We start from the raw sequence: 14,026 nt of genomic DNA, 5'->3' as shown, positions 1-14,026 counted from the left end.
CTGATCGACCAGTCCAAGACCCGTCTTGAGCGCCTGGGCTTCTTCAAGGAAGTCAACGTCGAGACCCCGCAGGTGCCAGGCACCGACGACCAGGTCGACGTCAACTACAGCGTCGAAGAGCAGGCCTCGGGTTCGATCACCGCCAGCGTCGGTTTCGCCCAGAGCGCCGGCCTGATCCTGGGGGGGTCGATCAGCCAGAGCAACTTCCTCGGTACCGGTAACAAGGTGTCCATCGGCCTGACCCGTTCGGAATACCAGACCCGTTACAACTTCGGCTTCGTTGATCCCTACTTCACCGCCGATGGCGTCAGCCTGGGCTACAACGCCTTCTACCGCAGCACCGATTACGACGACCTCGACGTCGACGTTGCCAGCTATGCGGTGGACAGCTACGGTGCCGGCGTCAGCCTGGGCTACCCGATCAGCGAAACCTCGCGCCTGACCTACGGCCTGAGCGTGCAGCAGGACAAGATCAAGACCGGCAAGTACACCGTTGACGAGATCTTCGACTTCCTCGAGCAGGAAGGTGACAACTTCCTGAACTTCAAGGCCTCGATCGGCTGGTCCGAGTCGACCCTGAACAAAGGCGTACTGGCCACCCGTGGTCACTCGCAAAGCCTGACCCTGGAGTCCACCGTTCCGGGCAGCGACCTGTCGTTCTTCAAGCTTGACTACCGTGGCCAGCTGTTCAAGCCGATCACCAGCGACTACACCCTGCGCCTGCATACCGAGCTGGGCTATGGTGATGGGTACGGCAGCACCTCCGGCTTGCCGTTCTACGAGAACTATTTCGCGGGTGGTTTCAACTCCGTCCGTGGCTTCAAGGACAGCAGCCTGGGCCCGCGCAGTACCCCGAGCATCGGTGAGGCAGCAGGTGGCAAGCCAGGCACCATCGCTGACCCGGATCAGGATCCGTTGCCGTTTGGTGGTAACGTGCTGGTGCAAGGCGGTGCCGAGCTGCTGTTCCCGCTGCCGTTCGTCAAGGACCAGCGTTCACTGCGCACTTCCGTGTTCTGGGACGTGGGTAACGTGTTCGACACCAATTGCGGCAACAAACCTGATTGCGAGAAGGTCGGGTTCTCGGGCATGGCCAGTTCGGTCGGCCTGGGCGTGACCTGGATTACCGCACTGGGCCCGTTGAGCTTCAGCCTGGCAATGCCGGTCAAGAAGCCGGACGATGCCGATACCCAGGTGTTCCAATTCTCTCTGGGCCAGACCTTCTAAGGTCGGCCCTTGCTTAATGACAACGGTTTATCCAGGAGTGCATCGTGCGTAAATTGGCTCAATTGGCCGTAGTGGCCGCGGCGCTGGTCGCCACCCCGGCTTTCGCCGAAATGAAGGTTGCCGTCCTGAACTACCAGATGGCCCTGCTCGAGTCGGATGCCGCCAAGAAGTATGCGGTTGATGCCGAGAAGAAATTCGGTCCGCAACTGACCAAGCTGAAAAGCCTGGAAAGCAGTGCCAAGGGCATCCAGGACCGCCTGATCAAGGGCGGCGACAAGATGCAGCAGCAGGAGCGTGAGCGCCTGGAGCTCGAGTTCAAGCAAAAGGCCCGCGATTTCCAGTTCCAGTCCAAGGAACTGAACGAAGCCAAGGCCGTTGCCGACCGCGATATGCTCAAGCAACTGAAGCCGAAGCTGGATGGTGCTGTCGAGGAAGTGATCAAAAAGGGCGGCTACGACCTGGTCCTCGAGCGTGGTGCGGTCATCGATGTCAAACCTCAGTACGACATCACCCGCCAAGTCATCGAGCGCATGAACCAAGCCCGTTGATATGAGTGTGACCATGACGCTAGGCCAGCTGGCCGAGGTGCTCGGAGCTACCCTCAAGGGGCCCGAGGCGCTGCAGATTACCGGGCTGGCCACCTTGCAAGAGGCTGGTCCGACGCAGTTGAGCTTCCTCGCCAACCCGCAGTACCGCAAGTACCTGGACAACAGCCAGGCCGGCGCGGTGCTGCTCAAGGCTGCGGATGCCGAAAGCTTTGCCGGCAATACCCTGGTCGTTGCGGACCCGTACCTTGCTTACGCGCGGATTTCCCACCTGTTCGATCCCAAACCCAAGGCTGAGGCGGGAATACATCCCAGCGCCGTGGTGGCGGAAGATGCCCAGGTGGACGCCAGCGCCAGCATCGGGCCGTTCGCGGTCATCGAAAGTGGTGCGCGCATCGGCGCCAACGTCAGCATCGGCGCACACTGCTTCATCGGTGCCCGCTGTGTGGTCGGTGAAGGTGGGTGGCTGGCACCGCGGGTCACGCTGTATCACGACGTGACCATCGGTAAGCGTGTGGTCATCCAGTCGGGTGCCGTGATCGGCGGTGAGGGCTTCGGCTTTGCCAACGAGAAGGGTATCTGGCGCAAGATTGCGCAGATCGGCGGCGTCACCATTGGTGATGACGTTGAGATCGGTGTCAATACTGCTGTCGACCGTGGCGCGCTGTCCGACACCCGGATCGGCGACGGGGTGAAGCTGGATAACCAGATCCAGATCGCTCACAACGTGCAGATCGGTGATCACACTGCCATGGCTGCTTGCGTCGGAATCTCCGGCAGCACGCGCATCGGCAAGCACTGCATGCTGGCCGGTGGTGTGGGGCTGGTTGGGCATATTGATATTTGCGATAACGTTTTCGTTTCCGGAATGACCATGGTTACCCGTTCGATCACTGAACCGGGTTCCTATTCTTCCGGCACTGCCATGCAGCCGCTGGCTGACTGGCGCAAGAGCGCCGCGCGTATCCGCCACCTGGACGACATGGCCAAGCGTCTCCAGCAGCTGGAAAAACGCGTCGATACCGTGACCTCAGGTGGCCTGCCGACATCAGAAGGCTGATACCATTCCCTGAGCAAGAGTGAACAGTCGCTAGCTGGCTCCTCTTTGGATTGCAAAAGGAGCGTGTGGTCAGCACCTGCGCTCCCTATTCTTATTACAGGCTTCCCCACCGAAATGATGGACATCAACGAGATTCGCGAATACCTGCCTCACCGCTACCCGTTCCTGCTGGTAGACCGTGTGACGGATCTGGACTTCGAGGCCCAGAGCATTCGTGCCTACAAGAATGTCAGCATCAATGAGCCGTTTTTCAATGGCCACTTCCCGGCACACCCGATCATGCCGGGTGTCCTGATCATTGAAGCCATGGCCCAGGCGGCCGGCATCCTTGGTTTCAAGATGCTCGATGCCAAGCCGGCCGATGGCACCCTGTACTACTTCGTCGGTTCCGACAAACTGCGTTTCCGTCAGCCGGTTCTCCCGGGCGACCAGCTTGTGCTGGAAGCCAAGTTCCTCAGCCGTAAAAGCATGATCTGGAAGTTCGAGTGCCGCGCCCTTGTCGATGGCAAGCCGGTCTGCTCGGCAGAAATCACCTGCGCGGAACGCTCCCTATGAATTCGATTGATCCTCGGGCCATTATCGATCCGTCGGCCAAGCTGGCCGACGGCGTCGAGGTCGGCCCTTGGTCGATCGTTGGCCCTGATGTCGAAATCGGGGAGGGCACCGTTATCGGCCCGCATGTTGTGCTCAAAGGCCCGACCCGCATCGGCAAGCACAACCGCATCTTTCAGTTTTCCTCGATCGGTGAAGACACCCCGGACCTTAAGTACAAGGGTGAGCCGACGCGCCTGGTGATCGGCGATCACAATGTGATTCGCGAAGGGGTGACCATCCATCGCGGTACTGTTCAGGACCGCGCGGAAACCACCGTGGGTGACCATAACCTGATCATGGCCTATGCCCACATTGGCCACGACAGTGTCATCGGCAACCACTGCATCCTGGTCAACAACACGGCGTTGGCAGGTCATGTACATGTGGGGGACTGGGCGATCCTGTCCGGTTACACCCTGGTTCACCAGTACTGCCATATTGGCGCCCACGCGTTTTCCGGCATGGGCACGGCCATTGGCAAGGACGTTCCGGCCTTCGTTACCGTGTTCGGCAGCCCGGCCGAAGCCCGCAGCATGAACTTCGAGGGCATGCGCCGCCGCGGTTTCAGCGACGAGGTGATCCATGTGCTGCGTCGTTGCTACAAGATAGTCTACCGTCAGGGCCTGACCGTCGAAGACGCGCTCAAGGAGCTGGCCGAACCGGCCACGCAACACCCTGAGGTCGAGCTGTTCCGTCAGTCGATCCTGAGCTCCGCTCGCGGCATCACGCGCTGATATGGCCCAGCTTTGCGTAGCGCTGGTCGCGGGTGAGGCCAGTGGCGATATTCTTGGTTCAGGCTTGATGCGTGCCCTCAAGGCACGCCACCCCGACGTGCGGTTCATCGGGGTTGGCGGCCCCTTGATGGAAGCTGAGGGCCTGCAATCCTATTTCCCCATGGAGCGCCTGGCCGTCATGGGGCTGGTCGAGGTACTCGGTCGCCTGCGCGAGCTGCTCAAGCGCCGCAAGTTGCTGATCCAGACCCTGATCGAAGAAAAGCCCGACGTATTCATCGGCATCGACGCCCCTGACTTCACCCTCAACATCGAGCTGAAGCTGCGCCAGGCCGGGATCAAGACCGTGCACTATGTCAGCCCGTCAGTGTGGGCCTGGCGGCAGAAGCGCGTGCTGAAGATTCGCGAAGGCTGCGACCTGATGCTGACGCTGCTGCCGTTCGAGGCGCGGTTCTACGAAGAGCAAGGTGTGCCAGTGCGTTTTGTTGGCCACCCGCTGGCGGACACCATCCCGCTTGAATCCGACCGCCCGGCCGCGCGCGCCGCGCTGGGCCTGGGCGAGGGGCCGGTGGTGGCATTGATGCCGGGCAGTCGGGGCGGCGAAGTAGGGCGCCTGGGCGCGTTGTTCCTCGACGCCGCCGAGCGCCTTTGCCAACAAGTGCCGGGTGTGCGCTTCGTGTTGCCCTGCGCCAACGCCACGCGGCGCGCCCAGATCGAACAGATGCTTGAAGGGCGCCAACTGCCGCTGACCCTGCTCGATGGCCAGTCGCACCAAGCCCTGGCAGCCTGTGACGCGGTGCTGATCGCCTCGGGTACCGCCACCCTCGAGGCGCTGCTGTACAAGCGGCCGATGGTGGTGGCGTACCGCCTGGCGCCCTTGACCTTCTGGATTCTCAAGCGTCTGGTGAAAAGCCCTTACGTGTCATTGCCGAACCTGCTGGCCCAGCGAGAGCTGGTGCCCGAGTTGCTGCAGGACGACGCTACCAGTGAAGCGCTGGCCAACACCCTGGCGCCGCTGGTGCGCGATGGAAGCCAGCAGACCGAACGTTTCGACGAAATTCACCGCACCCTGCGCCGTGACGCCTCCAATCAGGCGGCCGAGGCGGTACTGGCCCTGCTCAAGGACCGCTGACATGCAAATTGGACTGGACTTCAACCTGGTAGAAGACCTGGTCGCCGGCGTTGACGAAGTGGGCCGCGGCCCGTTGTGCGGCGCGGTGGTAACGGCGGCCGTGATTCTTGATCCCGCGCGGCCGATTCTCGGTCTGAACGATTCGAAGAAACTCACCGAAGCCAGGCGTGAGGCGCTGTTCGACGAGATCTGCGAAAAGGCCTTGAGCTTCTGCATCGCCCGCGCCGAAGTCGAGGAAATCGACAGCCTGAACATCCTGCAGGCCACCATGCTGGCCATGCAGCGGGCAGTGGAGGGCTTGCACATTACGCCGAAGCTGGCCCTGATCGATGGCAATCGCTGCCCGAAGCTGGCGGTGCCAGCAGCACCGGTGGTCAAGGGGGATAGCCAGGTGCCGGCCATTGCGGCGGCATCGATCCTGGCCAAGGTGACCCGTGATCGGGAAATGAGTGCGTTCGAACTGATCTACCCGGGTTATGGCATTGGCGGGCACAAGGGCTACCCGACCCCGGTGCATCTCGAGGCCTTGGCGCGCCTTGGGCCTACGCCCATTCATCGGCGTTCCTTCGCCCCGGTGCGGGCGGCTTGGGAAGTGCGCGAAGGCGTCACCGATTCCCTGATCTGACCTATTGGGGCCGCTTTGCGGCCCTTCGCGGGCACGCCCGCTCCCACAGGATTCATCGGTCTGAGCAGCGGGGCCATACCTGTGGGAGCGGGCGTGCCCGCGAAGGGCTGCAAAGCAGCCCCAAAAAAAGCCCCTAGTTAGGCTACAATCCCGCCCTTGTCGTTAAGCACTGCTACAGGATCTTCCATGTCGGTTCCCTTCGTTCACCTGCGCGTCCACTCCGAATTCTCGCTGGTCGACGGCCTGGTGCGGATCAAGCCGCTGGCCAAGGCGCTGACCGGGATGAACATGCCGGCGGTCGCGATCACCGATCAGAGCAACATGTGCTCGCTGGTGAAGTTCTACAAGACGGCCATGGGCGCCGGCATCAAGCCGATCTGCGGTGCCGACCTGTGGCTGGCCGGTGCCGACCCGGAAGCCCCGCTGTCGCGCATCTGCTTCCTGGCCATGAACCCCAAGGGCTATCGCAACCTCACCGAACTGATCTCGCGCGGCTGGACCGATGGCCAGCGCAATGGCCTGGTCATCCTCCAGCGTGAATGGATCGCCCCGGCCAGCGAGGGCCTGATTGCCTTGTCCGCGGGCAAGGAAGGCGACATTGGCATGGCGCTGCTGGCGGGTCGGCAAGACGAAGCCGAAGCGCTTCTTCAGGACTGGATGGGCATGTTCCCCGAGCGCTTCTACGTTGAAGTGCAGCGCACCAATCGCGCACGCGACGAAGAATACGTGCACGCGGCGGTGGCATTGGCCGACAAGCTTGGCGCCCCGCTGGTGGCTACCAACGACGTACGTTTCATCAAACAGGCGGATTTCGACGCCCACGAAACCCGCGTCTGTATCGGTGAGGGCTGGACCCTCGATGACCCGCGCCGCCCGCGTTGCTACAGCGACCAGCAGTACCTGAAGTCGGCGGAGGAAATGGCCGAGCTCTTCAGCGACCTGCCCGACGCCATCGCCAACACCGTCGAAATTGCCAAGCGCTGCAACATCCAGGTACAGCTGGGCAAGTACTTCCTGCCTGACTTCCCCACGCCCAATGGCATGGGCATCGATGACTACCTGCGGCATGTGTCCCACGAAGGCCTGGAAGAGCGCCTGGCCGTGTTGTGGCCGAAAGAGACGACGCCCAATTATGAAGAAAAGCGTCAGGTTTACCTGGACCGCCTGAAGTTCGAACTGGACATCATCATCCAGATGGGCTTCCCCGGTTACTTCCTGATTGTTATGGACTTCATCAAGTGGGCCAAGAACAACGACGTACCGGTGGGCCCGGGTCGTGGTTCGGGTGCCGGCTCGCTGGTGGCCTATGTCCTGAAGATCACCGATCTCGACCCGCTGGCCTACGACCTGCTGTTCGAGCGCTTCCTCAACCCTGAACGTGTTTCCATGCCCGACTTCGACGTCGACTTCTGCATGGACGGCCGTGACCGGGTGATCGACTACGTGGCCGAGGCCTACGGGCGTAATGCGGTGAGCCAGATCATCACCTTCGGTACCATGGCCGCCAAGGCGGTGGTGCGTGACGTGGCGCGGGTGCAAGGCAAATCCTATGGCCTGGCCGACCGCCTGTCGAAGATGATCCCCTTCGAAGTGGGCATGACCCTGGAGAAGGCCTACGAGCAGGAAGAAATCCTGCGTGACTTCCTCAAGGGCGACGAAGACGCCCGTGAAATCTGGGACATGGCCCTGAAGCTGGAGGGTGTGACCCGGGGTACCGGCAAGCACGCCGGTGGTGTGGTTATCGCACCGACCAAGCTCACCGACTTTTCGCCGATCGCCTGTGATGAAGAGGGTGGTGGCCTGGTAACCCAGTTCGACAAGGATGACGTCGAGGCCGCCGGCCTGGTGAAGTTCGACTTCCTCGGCCTGCGTACCTTGACCATCATCAAGTGGGCGATGGAGATCATCAACCGCGAGCAGGCCAAGAAGAACCTGCCCGACCTCAACATCGACTTCATTCCGCTGGACGACCGCAAGACCTACGAGCTGCTGCAGAAGGCCGAAACCACGGCGGTGTTCCAGCTTGAATCGCGCGGCATGAAGGAGCTGATCAAGAAGCTCAAGCCCGACTGCCTGGAAGACCTGATCGCACTGGTTGCGTTGTTCCGCCCGGGCCCGCTGCAATCGGGCATGGTGGACGACTTCATCAACCGCAAGCACGGCCGCGCCGAGCTGGCCTACCCGCACTCCGACTACCAGTACGAAGGCCTCAAGCCGGTACTGGCGCCAACCTACGGCATCATCCTGTACCAGGAACAGGTGATGCAGATCGCCCAGGTGATGGCAGGTTATACCTTGGGTGGCGCCGACATGCTGCGCCGGGCCATGGGTAAGAAAAAGCCCGAGGAAATGGCCAAGCAGCGCGGTGGTTTCATCGAAGGTTGCGTAGCCAACAATATCGATGCGGACCTCGCCGGTAACATCTTCGACCTGGTAGAGAAGTTCGCGGGCTACGGCTTCAACAAATCCCACTCCGCCGCCTATGGCCTGGTGTCGTACCAGACCGCCTGGCTGAAAACCCACTACCCGGCGCCGTTCATGGCCGCGGTCCTGTCGGCGGATATGCACAACACCGACAAGGTGGTGGTGCTGGTGGAGGAGGTACGCAGCATGAAGCTGCGCCTCGACGCGCCGGACGTGAATTTCTCGGACTTCAAGTTCACCGTCAACAACGACGGCCGTATCGTCTACGGCCTTGGTGCCATCAAGGGTGTCGGCGAAGGCCCGGTGGAGGCGATTGTCGAGGCCCGTGCCCAAGGCGGTCCCTTCAAGGACCTGTTCGATTTCTGTGAACGCATCGACCTCAAACGGGTCAACAAGCGTACCCTTGATGCGCTGGTGCGCAGTGGCGCGCTGGACCGCCTTGGCCCGCACTTCCATGACGAGATCAAGGCCTACCACGCCAACATCGACATCAACCGGGCAACCTTGCTGTCGGCGCTGGGCGAGGCCATCAAGGCAGCCGAGCAGGCCGCACACACCGCTGACAGTGGTCATGTCGACCTGTTCGGCAGCATGTTCGACGCGGCAGATGTCGATGTGTATGCCAACCACCGCAAGGTGCGCGAGCTCACCCTCAAGGAGCGTCTGAAGGGGGAGAAGGACACCCTTGGCCTGTACCTCACCGGCCACCCGATCGACGAGTACGAGACCGAGATCCGTCGCTTCGCCCGCCAGCGCATCGTCGACCTCAAGCCGTCGCGCGAAACCCAGACCATCGCGGGCATGATCATTGCGCTGCGGGTGATGAAGAACAAGAAGGGCGACAAGATGGGCTTCGTCACCCTGGATGACCGTTCCGGGCGGATCGAGGCATCGCTGTTTGCCGATGCCTTCATGGCGGCACAGTCCTTGCTGCAGACCGATGCGATGGTGGTGGTGGAAGGCGAGGTCAGCAATGACGACTTCTCCGGGGGCTTGCGCCTGCGGGTGAAGCAGGTGATGACCATGGAAGACGCACGCACCAAGCTGGCCGAGAGCCTGCGCCTGAAGGTGGCGCATGACGCACTGAAGGGCGACCGGCTGAAGTGGCTGGGCGAGCTGATCACCCGCCATCGCGGTGCCTGCCCGATCACGCTGGAGTACACCGGCAGCGACGCCAAGGCCATGCTGCAGTTTGGCGAGCAGTGGGCGATCGACCCGGCCGATGGGCTGATTCAGGCGCTGCGTGACCAGTTCGGGCGTGAGAACGTCTTCCTGCAATATCGTTGAACCGACAAAAATTTAATCTCGACCTGAATGCGCCTGATCCCTTAAGGTATGGCGCCAAACGGATCAACCGGCCGGCCGCCTGGCCGTAGACCCAAGACGGATGACTATGAACCCGAATTTCCTCGACTTCGAACAGCCGATTGCCGACCTGCAAGCCAAGATCGAAGGCCTGCGCCTGGTGGGCAACGACAACTCGCTGAACATCAGCGATGAAATTGCCCGTCTGCAAGACAAGAGCAACACCCTGACCGAAAGCATCTTCGGCAACCTGACCAGCTGGCAGATCGCCCGCCTGGCCCGTCACCCGCGTCGTCCATACACCCTGGACTACCTGGAGCACATCTTCACCGAGTTCGAAGAGCTGCACGGGGACCGTCACTTCTCTGACGACGCCGCCATCGTGGGTGGTACTGCGCGTCTGGACGGCAAGCCGGTCATGGTCATTGGCCACCAGAAGGGCCGTGAAGTGCGCGAGAAAGTGCGTCGCAACTTCGGCATGCCGCGCCCGGAAGGTTACCGCAAGGCCTGTCGCCTGATGGAAATGGCCGAACGCTTCAAGATGCCGATCCTGACCTTCATCGACACGCCGGGCGCCTACCCGGGCATCGACGCCGAAGAACGCAACCAGAGTGAAGCCATCGCCTGGAACCTGCGGGTCATGGCACGCCTGAAAACCCCGATCATCGCTACCGTGATCGGTGAGGGTGGTTCCGGTGGGGCACTGGCCATTGGCGTGTGCGACCAACTGAACATGCTGCAGTACTCCACCTACTCGGTTATTTCGCCGGAAGGCTGTGCTTCGATTCTGTGGAAAACGGCCGATAAAGCAGCAGACGCGGCCGAGGCCATGGGCATCACCGCCGAGCGTCTGAAAAGCCTGAACATTGTAGACAAGGTCATCCAGGAGCCGCTGGGCGGCGCCCACCGTGACCCGGCCCAGATGTCCGAAAGCATCCGTGCCGATCTGGTGCAGCAGTTGGACATGCTCGGCAAGTTCGACAACGATGCGCTGTTGGCCCGTCGTTACGAGCGCCTGATGAGCTACGGCCTCTGATTCTGATTAGCCCTGGGGCCGTTTTGCGGCCCTTGTGATTGATGGCACCGGCTTCGCCGGTGTTCGCGGGTAAACCCGCTCCTACAGGTTGCGCTGCCCTTGAGGCTTGCGCCGTACATGTGGGCGCGGGCATGCCCGCGAATGCTTTCTTGAATCGAGCGAGGGCTAGATGATCAACCTCACTCCTTGGCTCAACGCCCCCACCTGGCACGTCGCCTTCTCCGGCGGCCTTGACTCCACCGTCCTCCTGCACCTGCTGGCCGAGTACGCCCGCAACCACGCATCCCCCCCGCTGCGCGCCATCCATATTCACCACGGCCTGCAAGCCGCTGCCGACGCCTGGCCCGCCCACTGCCAAGCCATCTGCGACAATTTCGACGTTGAACTCCAGGTCATCCACGTCCAGGTCTCCCCAGGCGCCAGCCTGGAACAGGCGGCCCGAGAGGCCCGCTATGCCGCCTTCAGGCAAGTGCTCGGCCCGGGCGATATCCTGTTCACCGGTCAGCACCGCGACGACCAGGCCGAGACCCTGCTGTTCCGCCTGTTGCGCGGCGCCGGCCTGCGTGGCCTGGCGGCAATGCCGGGGCAGCGGGCGCTGGGGCAGGGCAGCCTGGTCAGGCCGTTACTGGCCTGTTCCCGGCAACATTTGCAGGATTATGCCCAAGCCCAAGGGCTGACCTGGATCGAAGACCCGTCAAACGTCGACACACAATTCGCCCGCAACTACCTGCGCGGCGAAGTGATGCCGCAGTTGCAGCAACGTTGGCCACAGGCCAGCCAGAACTTCGCCCGTGCAGCAGAGCATCTGGGCGAGGCGCTGGGTTTGCTGGACGAACTGGCCCAGGAGGATCTGGCGCTTGCGGGCAAAGGGGCGCCTCTCGCCTGGCCGGGGCTGGATTCCCTCGACCTGGCCGCCCTGCTGGCGTTATCGCCGGCGCGTCAGCGCAATGCCTTGCAGTACTGGCTGAGCCAGCGCACCCGTTTGCCCGATACCCGGCACTGGGCCGGCTGGGCAGACCTGCGCGATGCCGCTGCCGATGCCCGGCCAGTCTGGCGGCTTGCCGATGGACGGTTGGTGCGTAGCCACGGGCGCATCTGGTGGCTGAGCGGTGATTGGCTACAGCAACCGACCGGCTCGCTGGCCTGGCCCGAGCCTGATGGGCCGTTGCGGTTGCCGGGCAATGGTTGCGTGCGTCTTGTTGGCGCAGCCATGCCGAGCGGGTTGCGTATTGCCTACCGTCAGGGGGGTGAAATGCTGGCGGTTCCCGGCCGTGGCCGGCGGGACCTCAAGCGCCTGCTCAACGAACAGCAGGTGCCGCATTTCCTGCGCTCGCGCCTGCCGTTGCTGTATCACGGCGAATGCCTGCTGGCGGTGGCCAACCTGCCCGGGCTGGTGCAGGCGGATTGCCAACTGCACTGGCAGTTACCGACGAACGCGCAAGGTTTGAGCTGAAGGGTACATTCCGGTAGACTACCCTCCCTTCTTGATACAACTTCTGTGGGTTCCGCGAAAACACAGGAGTTGCCGATTACCAAGCAGTTTTTTGCCGAGCTGATTCTGGAAATGACGAGCGAACGCCATGCCGGGTATACCCTGGCTGTACAGACGCGGCAGTTTTTCGAGATGCACTGTGATTGACGCAGGTGATCGGGGGCTTCGGCCTTCCTTCGCTTTCTCCGGCGGCGCTGGCCGCCTTAACGCAGACTTCTAGGGTTTTTCATGACGCGCTACATATTCGTCACGGGCGGTGTTGTTTCTTCATTGGGGAAAGGCATTGCCTCGGCTTCCCTGGCGGCCATCCTGGAAGCGCGGGGCCTGAAGGTCACCATGCTCAAGCTGGATCCGTACATCAACGTCGACCCGGGCACCATGAGCCCGTTCCAGCACGGTGAAGTGTTTGTCACCCACGATGGCGCCGAGACCGACCTCGACCTGGGTCACTACGAGCGGTTCATCCGCACCACCATGACCCAGAACAACAACTTCACCACTGGCCGTATCTACGAGCACGTGCTGCGTAAAGAGCGTCGTGGTGATTACCTGGGCGCGACCATCCAGGTCATCCCGCACATCACCGACGAAATCAAGCGTCGCATCATCAAGGGTGCCGGCGATGCCGACGTGGCCCTGGTGGAAATCGGCGGTACCGTGGGTGATATCGAGTCGCAGCCGTTCCTCGAGGCGATTCGCCAGCTGCGTGTCGAAGTGGGCTCCAAGCGTGCCATGCTGATGCACCTGACCCTGGTCCCGTACATCGCCACCGCTGGCGAAACCAAGACCAAGCCGACCCAGCACTCGGTCAAGGAGCTGCGCTCCATCGGCCTGCAGCCTGACGTGCTGATCTGCCGCTCCGACCACCCGGTGGATGCTTCGTCGCGTCGCAAGATCGCGCTGTTCACCAACGTTGAAGAGCGTGCGGTGATTTCGCTGGAAGACGTCGACACCATCTACAAGATCCCGGGCGTACTGCATGCTCAGGGCCTGGACGACTTCGTCGTCGAGCGCTTCGGCCTGCAGTGCAATGGCGCCGACCTGTCCGAGTGGGACAAGGTGGTCGATGCCAAGCTCAACCCGGAGCACGAAGTGACCATCGCCATGGTCGGCAAGTACATGGAGCTGCTGGACGCGTACAAGTCGCTGATCGAAGCGATGAGCCACGCCGGCATCACCAACCGGACCAAGGTCAACCTGCGCTACATCGATTCGGAAGACATCGAGAACCAGGGCACCAGCCTGCTCGAAGGCGCCGATGCCATCCTGGTACCGGGCGGTTTCGGCCTGCGCGGTGTGGAAGGCAAGATCACCGCGGTGCAATACGCCCGTGAGAACAAGGTGCCGTACCTGGGTATCTGCCTGGGCATGCAGGTGGCCGTCATCGAATTCGCCCGTAACGTGATGGGCTGGAAAGACGCCAACTCCACCGAGTTCGACCGTAACAGCGGCCACCCAGTGGTCGGCCTGATCACCGAGTGGGCCGATGCCACCGGTGCCGTCGAGACCCGCGACGAGGCTTCCGACCTGGGCGGCACCATGCGCCTGGGCGCACAGGATTGCCAGCTGGCTGCCGGTTCCAAGGTGCACGACTGCTACGGCAAGGACGTGATCACCGAGCGTCACCGTCACCGCTACGAAGTGAACAACAACCTGCTGCCACAACTGGTGGAAGCTGGTCTGGTGGTTTCCGGCCGTTCCGAAGACGGCGCGCTGGTGGAAGTGGTCGAGTCCAAGGATCACCCATGGTTCGTCGCTTGCCAGTTCCACCCGGAGTTCACCTCCACCCCGCGTGACGGCCACCCGCTGTTCAGTGGTTTCGTCAAGGCAGCCCTGGCTCAGAAGAACAAGGCCTGAT

At 62.1% G+C, this 14,026-nt stretch carries 11 protein-coding genes; all 11 read left to right on the top strand.

Features of this window, described 5'->3' with window-relative positions; translation table 11 throughout:
* Positions 1 to 1,224, top strand: a 1,224-nt coding sequence (gene bamA, locus AC3WLP_RS19285; RefSeq protein WP_103340228.1) for an outer membrane protein assembly factor BamA, incomplete at its 5' end; no start/stop codon positions are given.
* Between the two features lie 44 nt (positions 1,225 to 1,268).
* The gene (locus tag AC3WLP_RS19280; RefSeq protein ID WP_003252311.1) at positions 1,269 to 1,772 is read left to right on the top strand and encodes an OmpH/Skp family outer membrane protein; all 504 of its coding nucleotides are present in this window, start codon (positions 1,269 to 1,271) and stop codon (positions 1,770 to 1,772) included.
* Position 1,773: 1 nt separating this feature from the next.
* Complete coding sequence (lpxD, locus tag AC3WLP_RS19275; protein ID WP_003252312.1) at positions 1,774 to 2,829, top strand: UDP-3-O-(3-hydroxymyristoyl)glucosamine N-acyltransferase; 1,056 nt, start codon at positions 1,774 to 1,776, stop codon at positions 2,827 to 2,829.
* A 114-nt stretch (positions 2,830 to 2,943) separates the two neighbouring features.
* Positions 2,944 to 3,384, top strand: coding sequence for a 3-hydroxyacyl-ACP dehydratase FabZ (fabZ, locus tag AC3WLP_RS19270; protein WP_003252314.1), 441 nt, complete (start codon positions 2,944 to 2,946; stop codon positions 3,382 to 3,384).
* Positions 3,381 to 4,157 carry an acyl-ACP--UDP-N-acetylglucosamine O-acyltransferase gene (lpxA, locus tag AC3WLP_RS19265; RefSeq protein ID WP_010952681.1) on the top strand — a complete coding sequence of 259 codons (777 nt, stop codon included), beginning with the start codon at positions 3,381 to 3,383 and terminating at the stop codon, positions 4,155 to 4,157. The genes fabZ and lpxA overlap by 4 nt, the downstream gene beginning before the upstream one ends.
* 1 nt (position 4,158) lies before the next feature.
* Positions 4,159 to 5,286, top strand: a complete 1,128-nt coding sequence (gene lpxB / locus AC3WLP_RS19260; RefSeq protein ID WP_088513564.1) for a lipid-A-disaccharide synthase — start codon at positions 4,159 to 4,161, stop codon at positions 5,284 to 5,286.
* A 1-nt stretch (position 5,287) separates the two neighbouring features.
* Positions 5,288 to 5,911 (top strand): ribonuclease HII, encoded by a 624-nt coding sequence (gene rnhB, locus AC3WLP_RS19255; protein WP_012053540.1) that lies wholly within the window; start codon positions 5,288 to 5,290, stop codon positions 5,909 to 5,911.
* 186 nt (positions 5,912 to 6,097) lie between these two features.
* Positions 6,098 to 9,622, top strand: coding sequence for a DNA polymerase III subunit alpha (gene dnaE / locus AC3WLP_RS19250; RefSeq protein ID WP_012053539.1), 3,525 nt, complete (start codon positions 6,098 to 6,100; stop codon positions 9,620 to 9,622).
* A 106-nt stretch (positions 9,623 to 9,728) separates the two neighbouring features.
* Complete coding sequence (locus AC3WLP_RS19245; RefSeq protein WP_014754274.1) at positions 9,729 to 10,676, top strand: acetyl-CoA carboxylase carboxyltransferase subunit alpha; 948 nt, start codon at positions 9,729 to 9,731, stop codon at positions 10,674 to 10,676.
* 169 nt (positions 10,677 to 10,845) lie between these two features.
* Positions 10,846 to 12,129, top strand: a complete 1,284-nt coding sequence (tilS, locus tag AC3WLP_RS19240; RefSeq protein WP_088513565.1) for a tRNA lysidine(34) synthetase TilS — start codon at positions 10,846 to 10,848, stop codon at positions 12,127 to 12,129.
* A 267-nt stretch (positions 12,130 to 12,396) separates the two neighbouring features.
* Complete coding sequence (gene pyrG / locus AC3WLP_RS19235) at positions 12,397 to 14,025, top strand: CTP synthase (RefSeq protein ID WP_003252329.1); 1,629 nt, start codon at positions 12,397 to 12,399, stop codon at positions 14,023 to 14,025.
* The last annotated feature ends 1 nt before the right edge of the window (position 14,026 follow it).

It is taken from the genome of Pseudomonas sp. FW305-E2 (genome assembly GCF_058782925.1).
The sequence above is the reverse complement of the archived record's forward strand: the minus strand, read 5'-3'. Positions and strand labels throughout refer to the sequence as shown.

Coding starts and splice junctions, on each gene's coding strand:
- lpxD (WP_003252312.1), top strand. CDS start 1,774: ATGAGTGTGACCATGACGCTAGGCCAGCTGGCCGAGGTGCTCGGAGCT.
- fabZ (WP_003252314.1), top strand. CDS start 2,944: ATGATGGACATCAACGAGATTCGCGAATACCTGCCTCACCGCTACCCG.
- lpxA (WP_010952681.1), top strand. CDS start 3,381: ATGAATTCGATTGATCCTCGGGCCATTATCGATCCGTCGGCCAAGCTG.
- lpxB (WP_088513564.1), top strand. CDS start 4,159: ATGGCCCAGCTTTGCGTAGCGCTGGTCGCGGGTGAGGCCAGTGGCGAT.
- rnhB (WP_012053540.1), top strand. CDS start 5,288: ATGCAAATTGGACTGGACTTCAACCTGGTAGAAGACCTGGTCGCCGGC.
- dnaE (WP_012053539.1), top strand. CDS start 6,098: ATGTCGGTTCCCTTCGTTCACCTGCGCGTCCACTCCGAATTCTCGCTG.
- AC3WLP_RS19245 (WP_014754274.1), top strand. CDS start 9,729: ATGAACCCGAATTTCCTCGACTTCGAACAGCCGATTGCCGACCTGCAA.
- tilS (WP_088513565.1), top strand. CDS start 10,846: ATGATCAACCTCACTCCTTGGCTCAACGCCCCCACCTGGCACGTCGCC.
- pyrG (WP_003252329.1), top strand. CDS start 12,397: ATGACGCGCTACATATTCGTCACGGGCGGTGTTGTTTCTTCATTGGGG.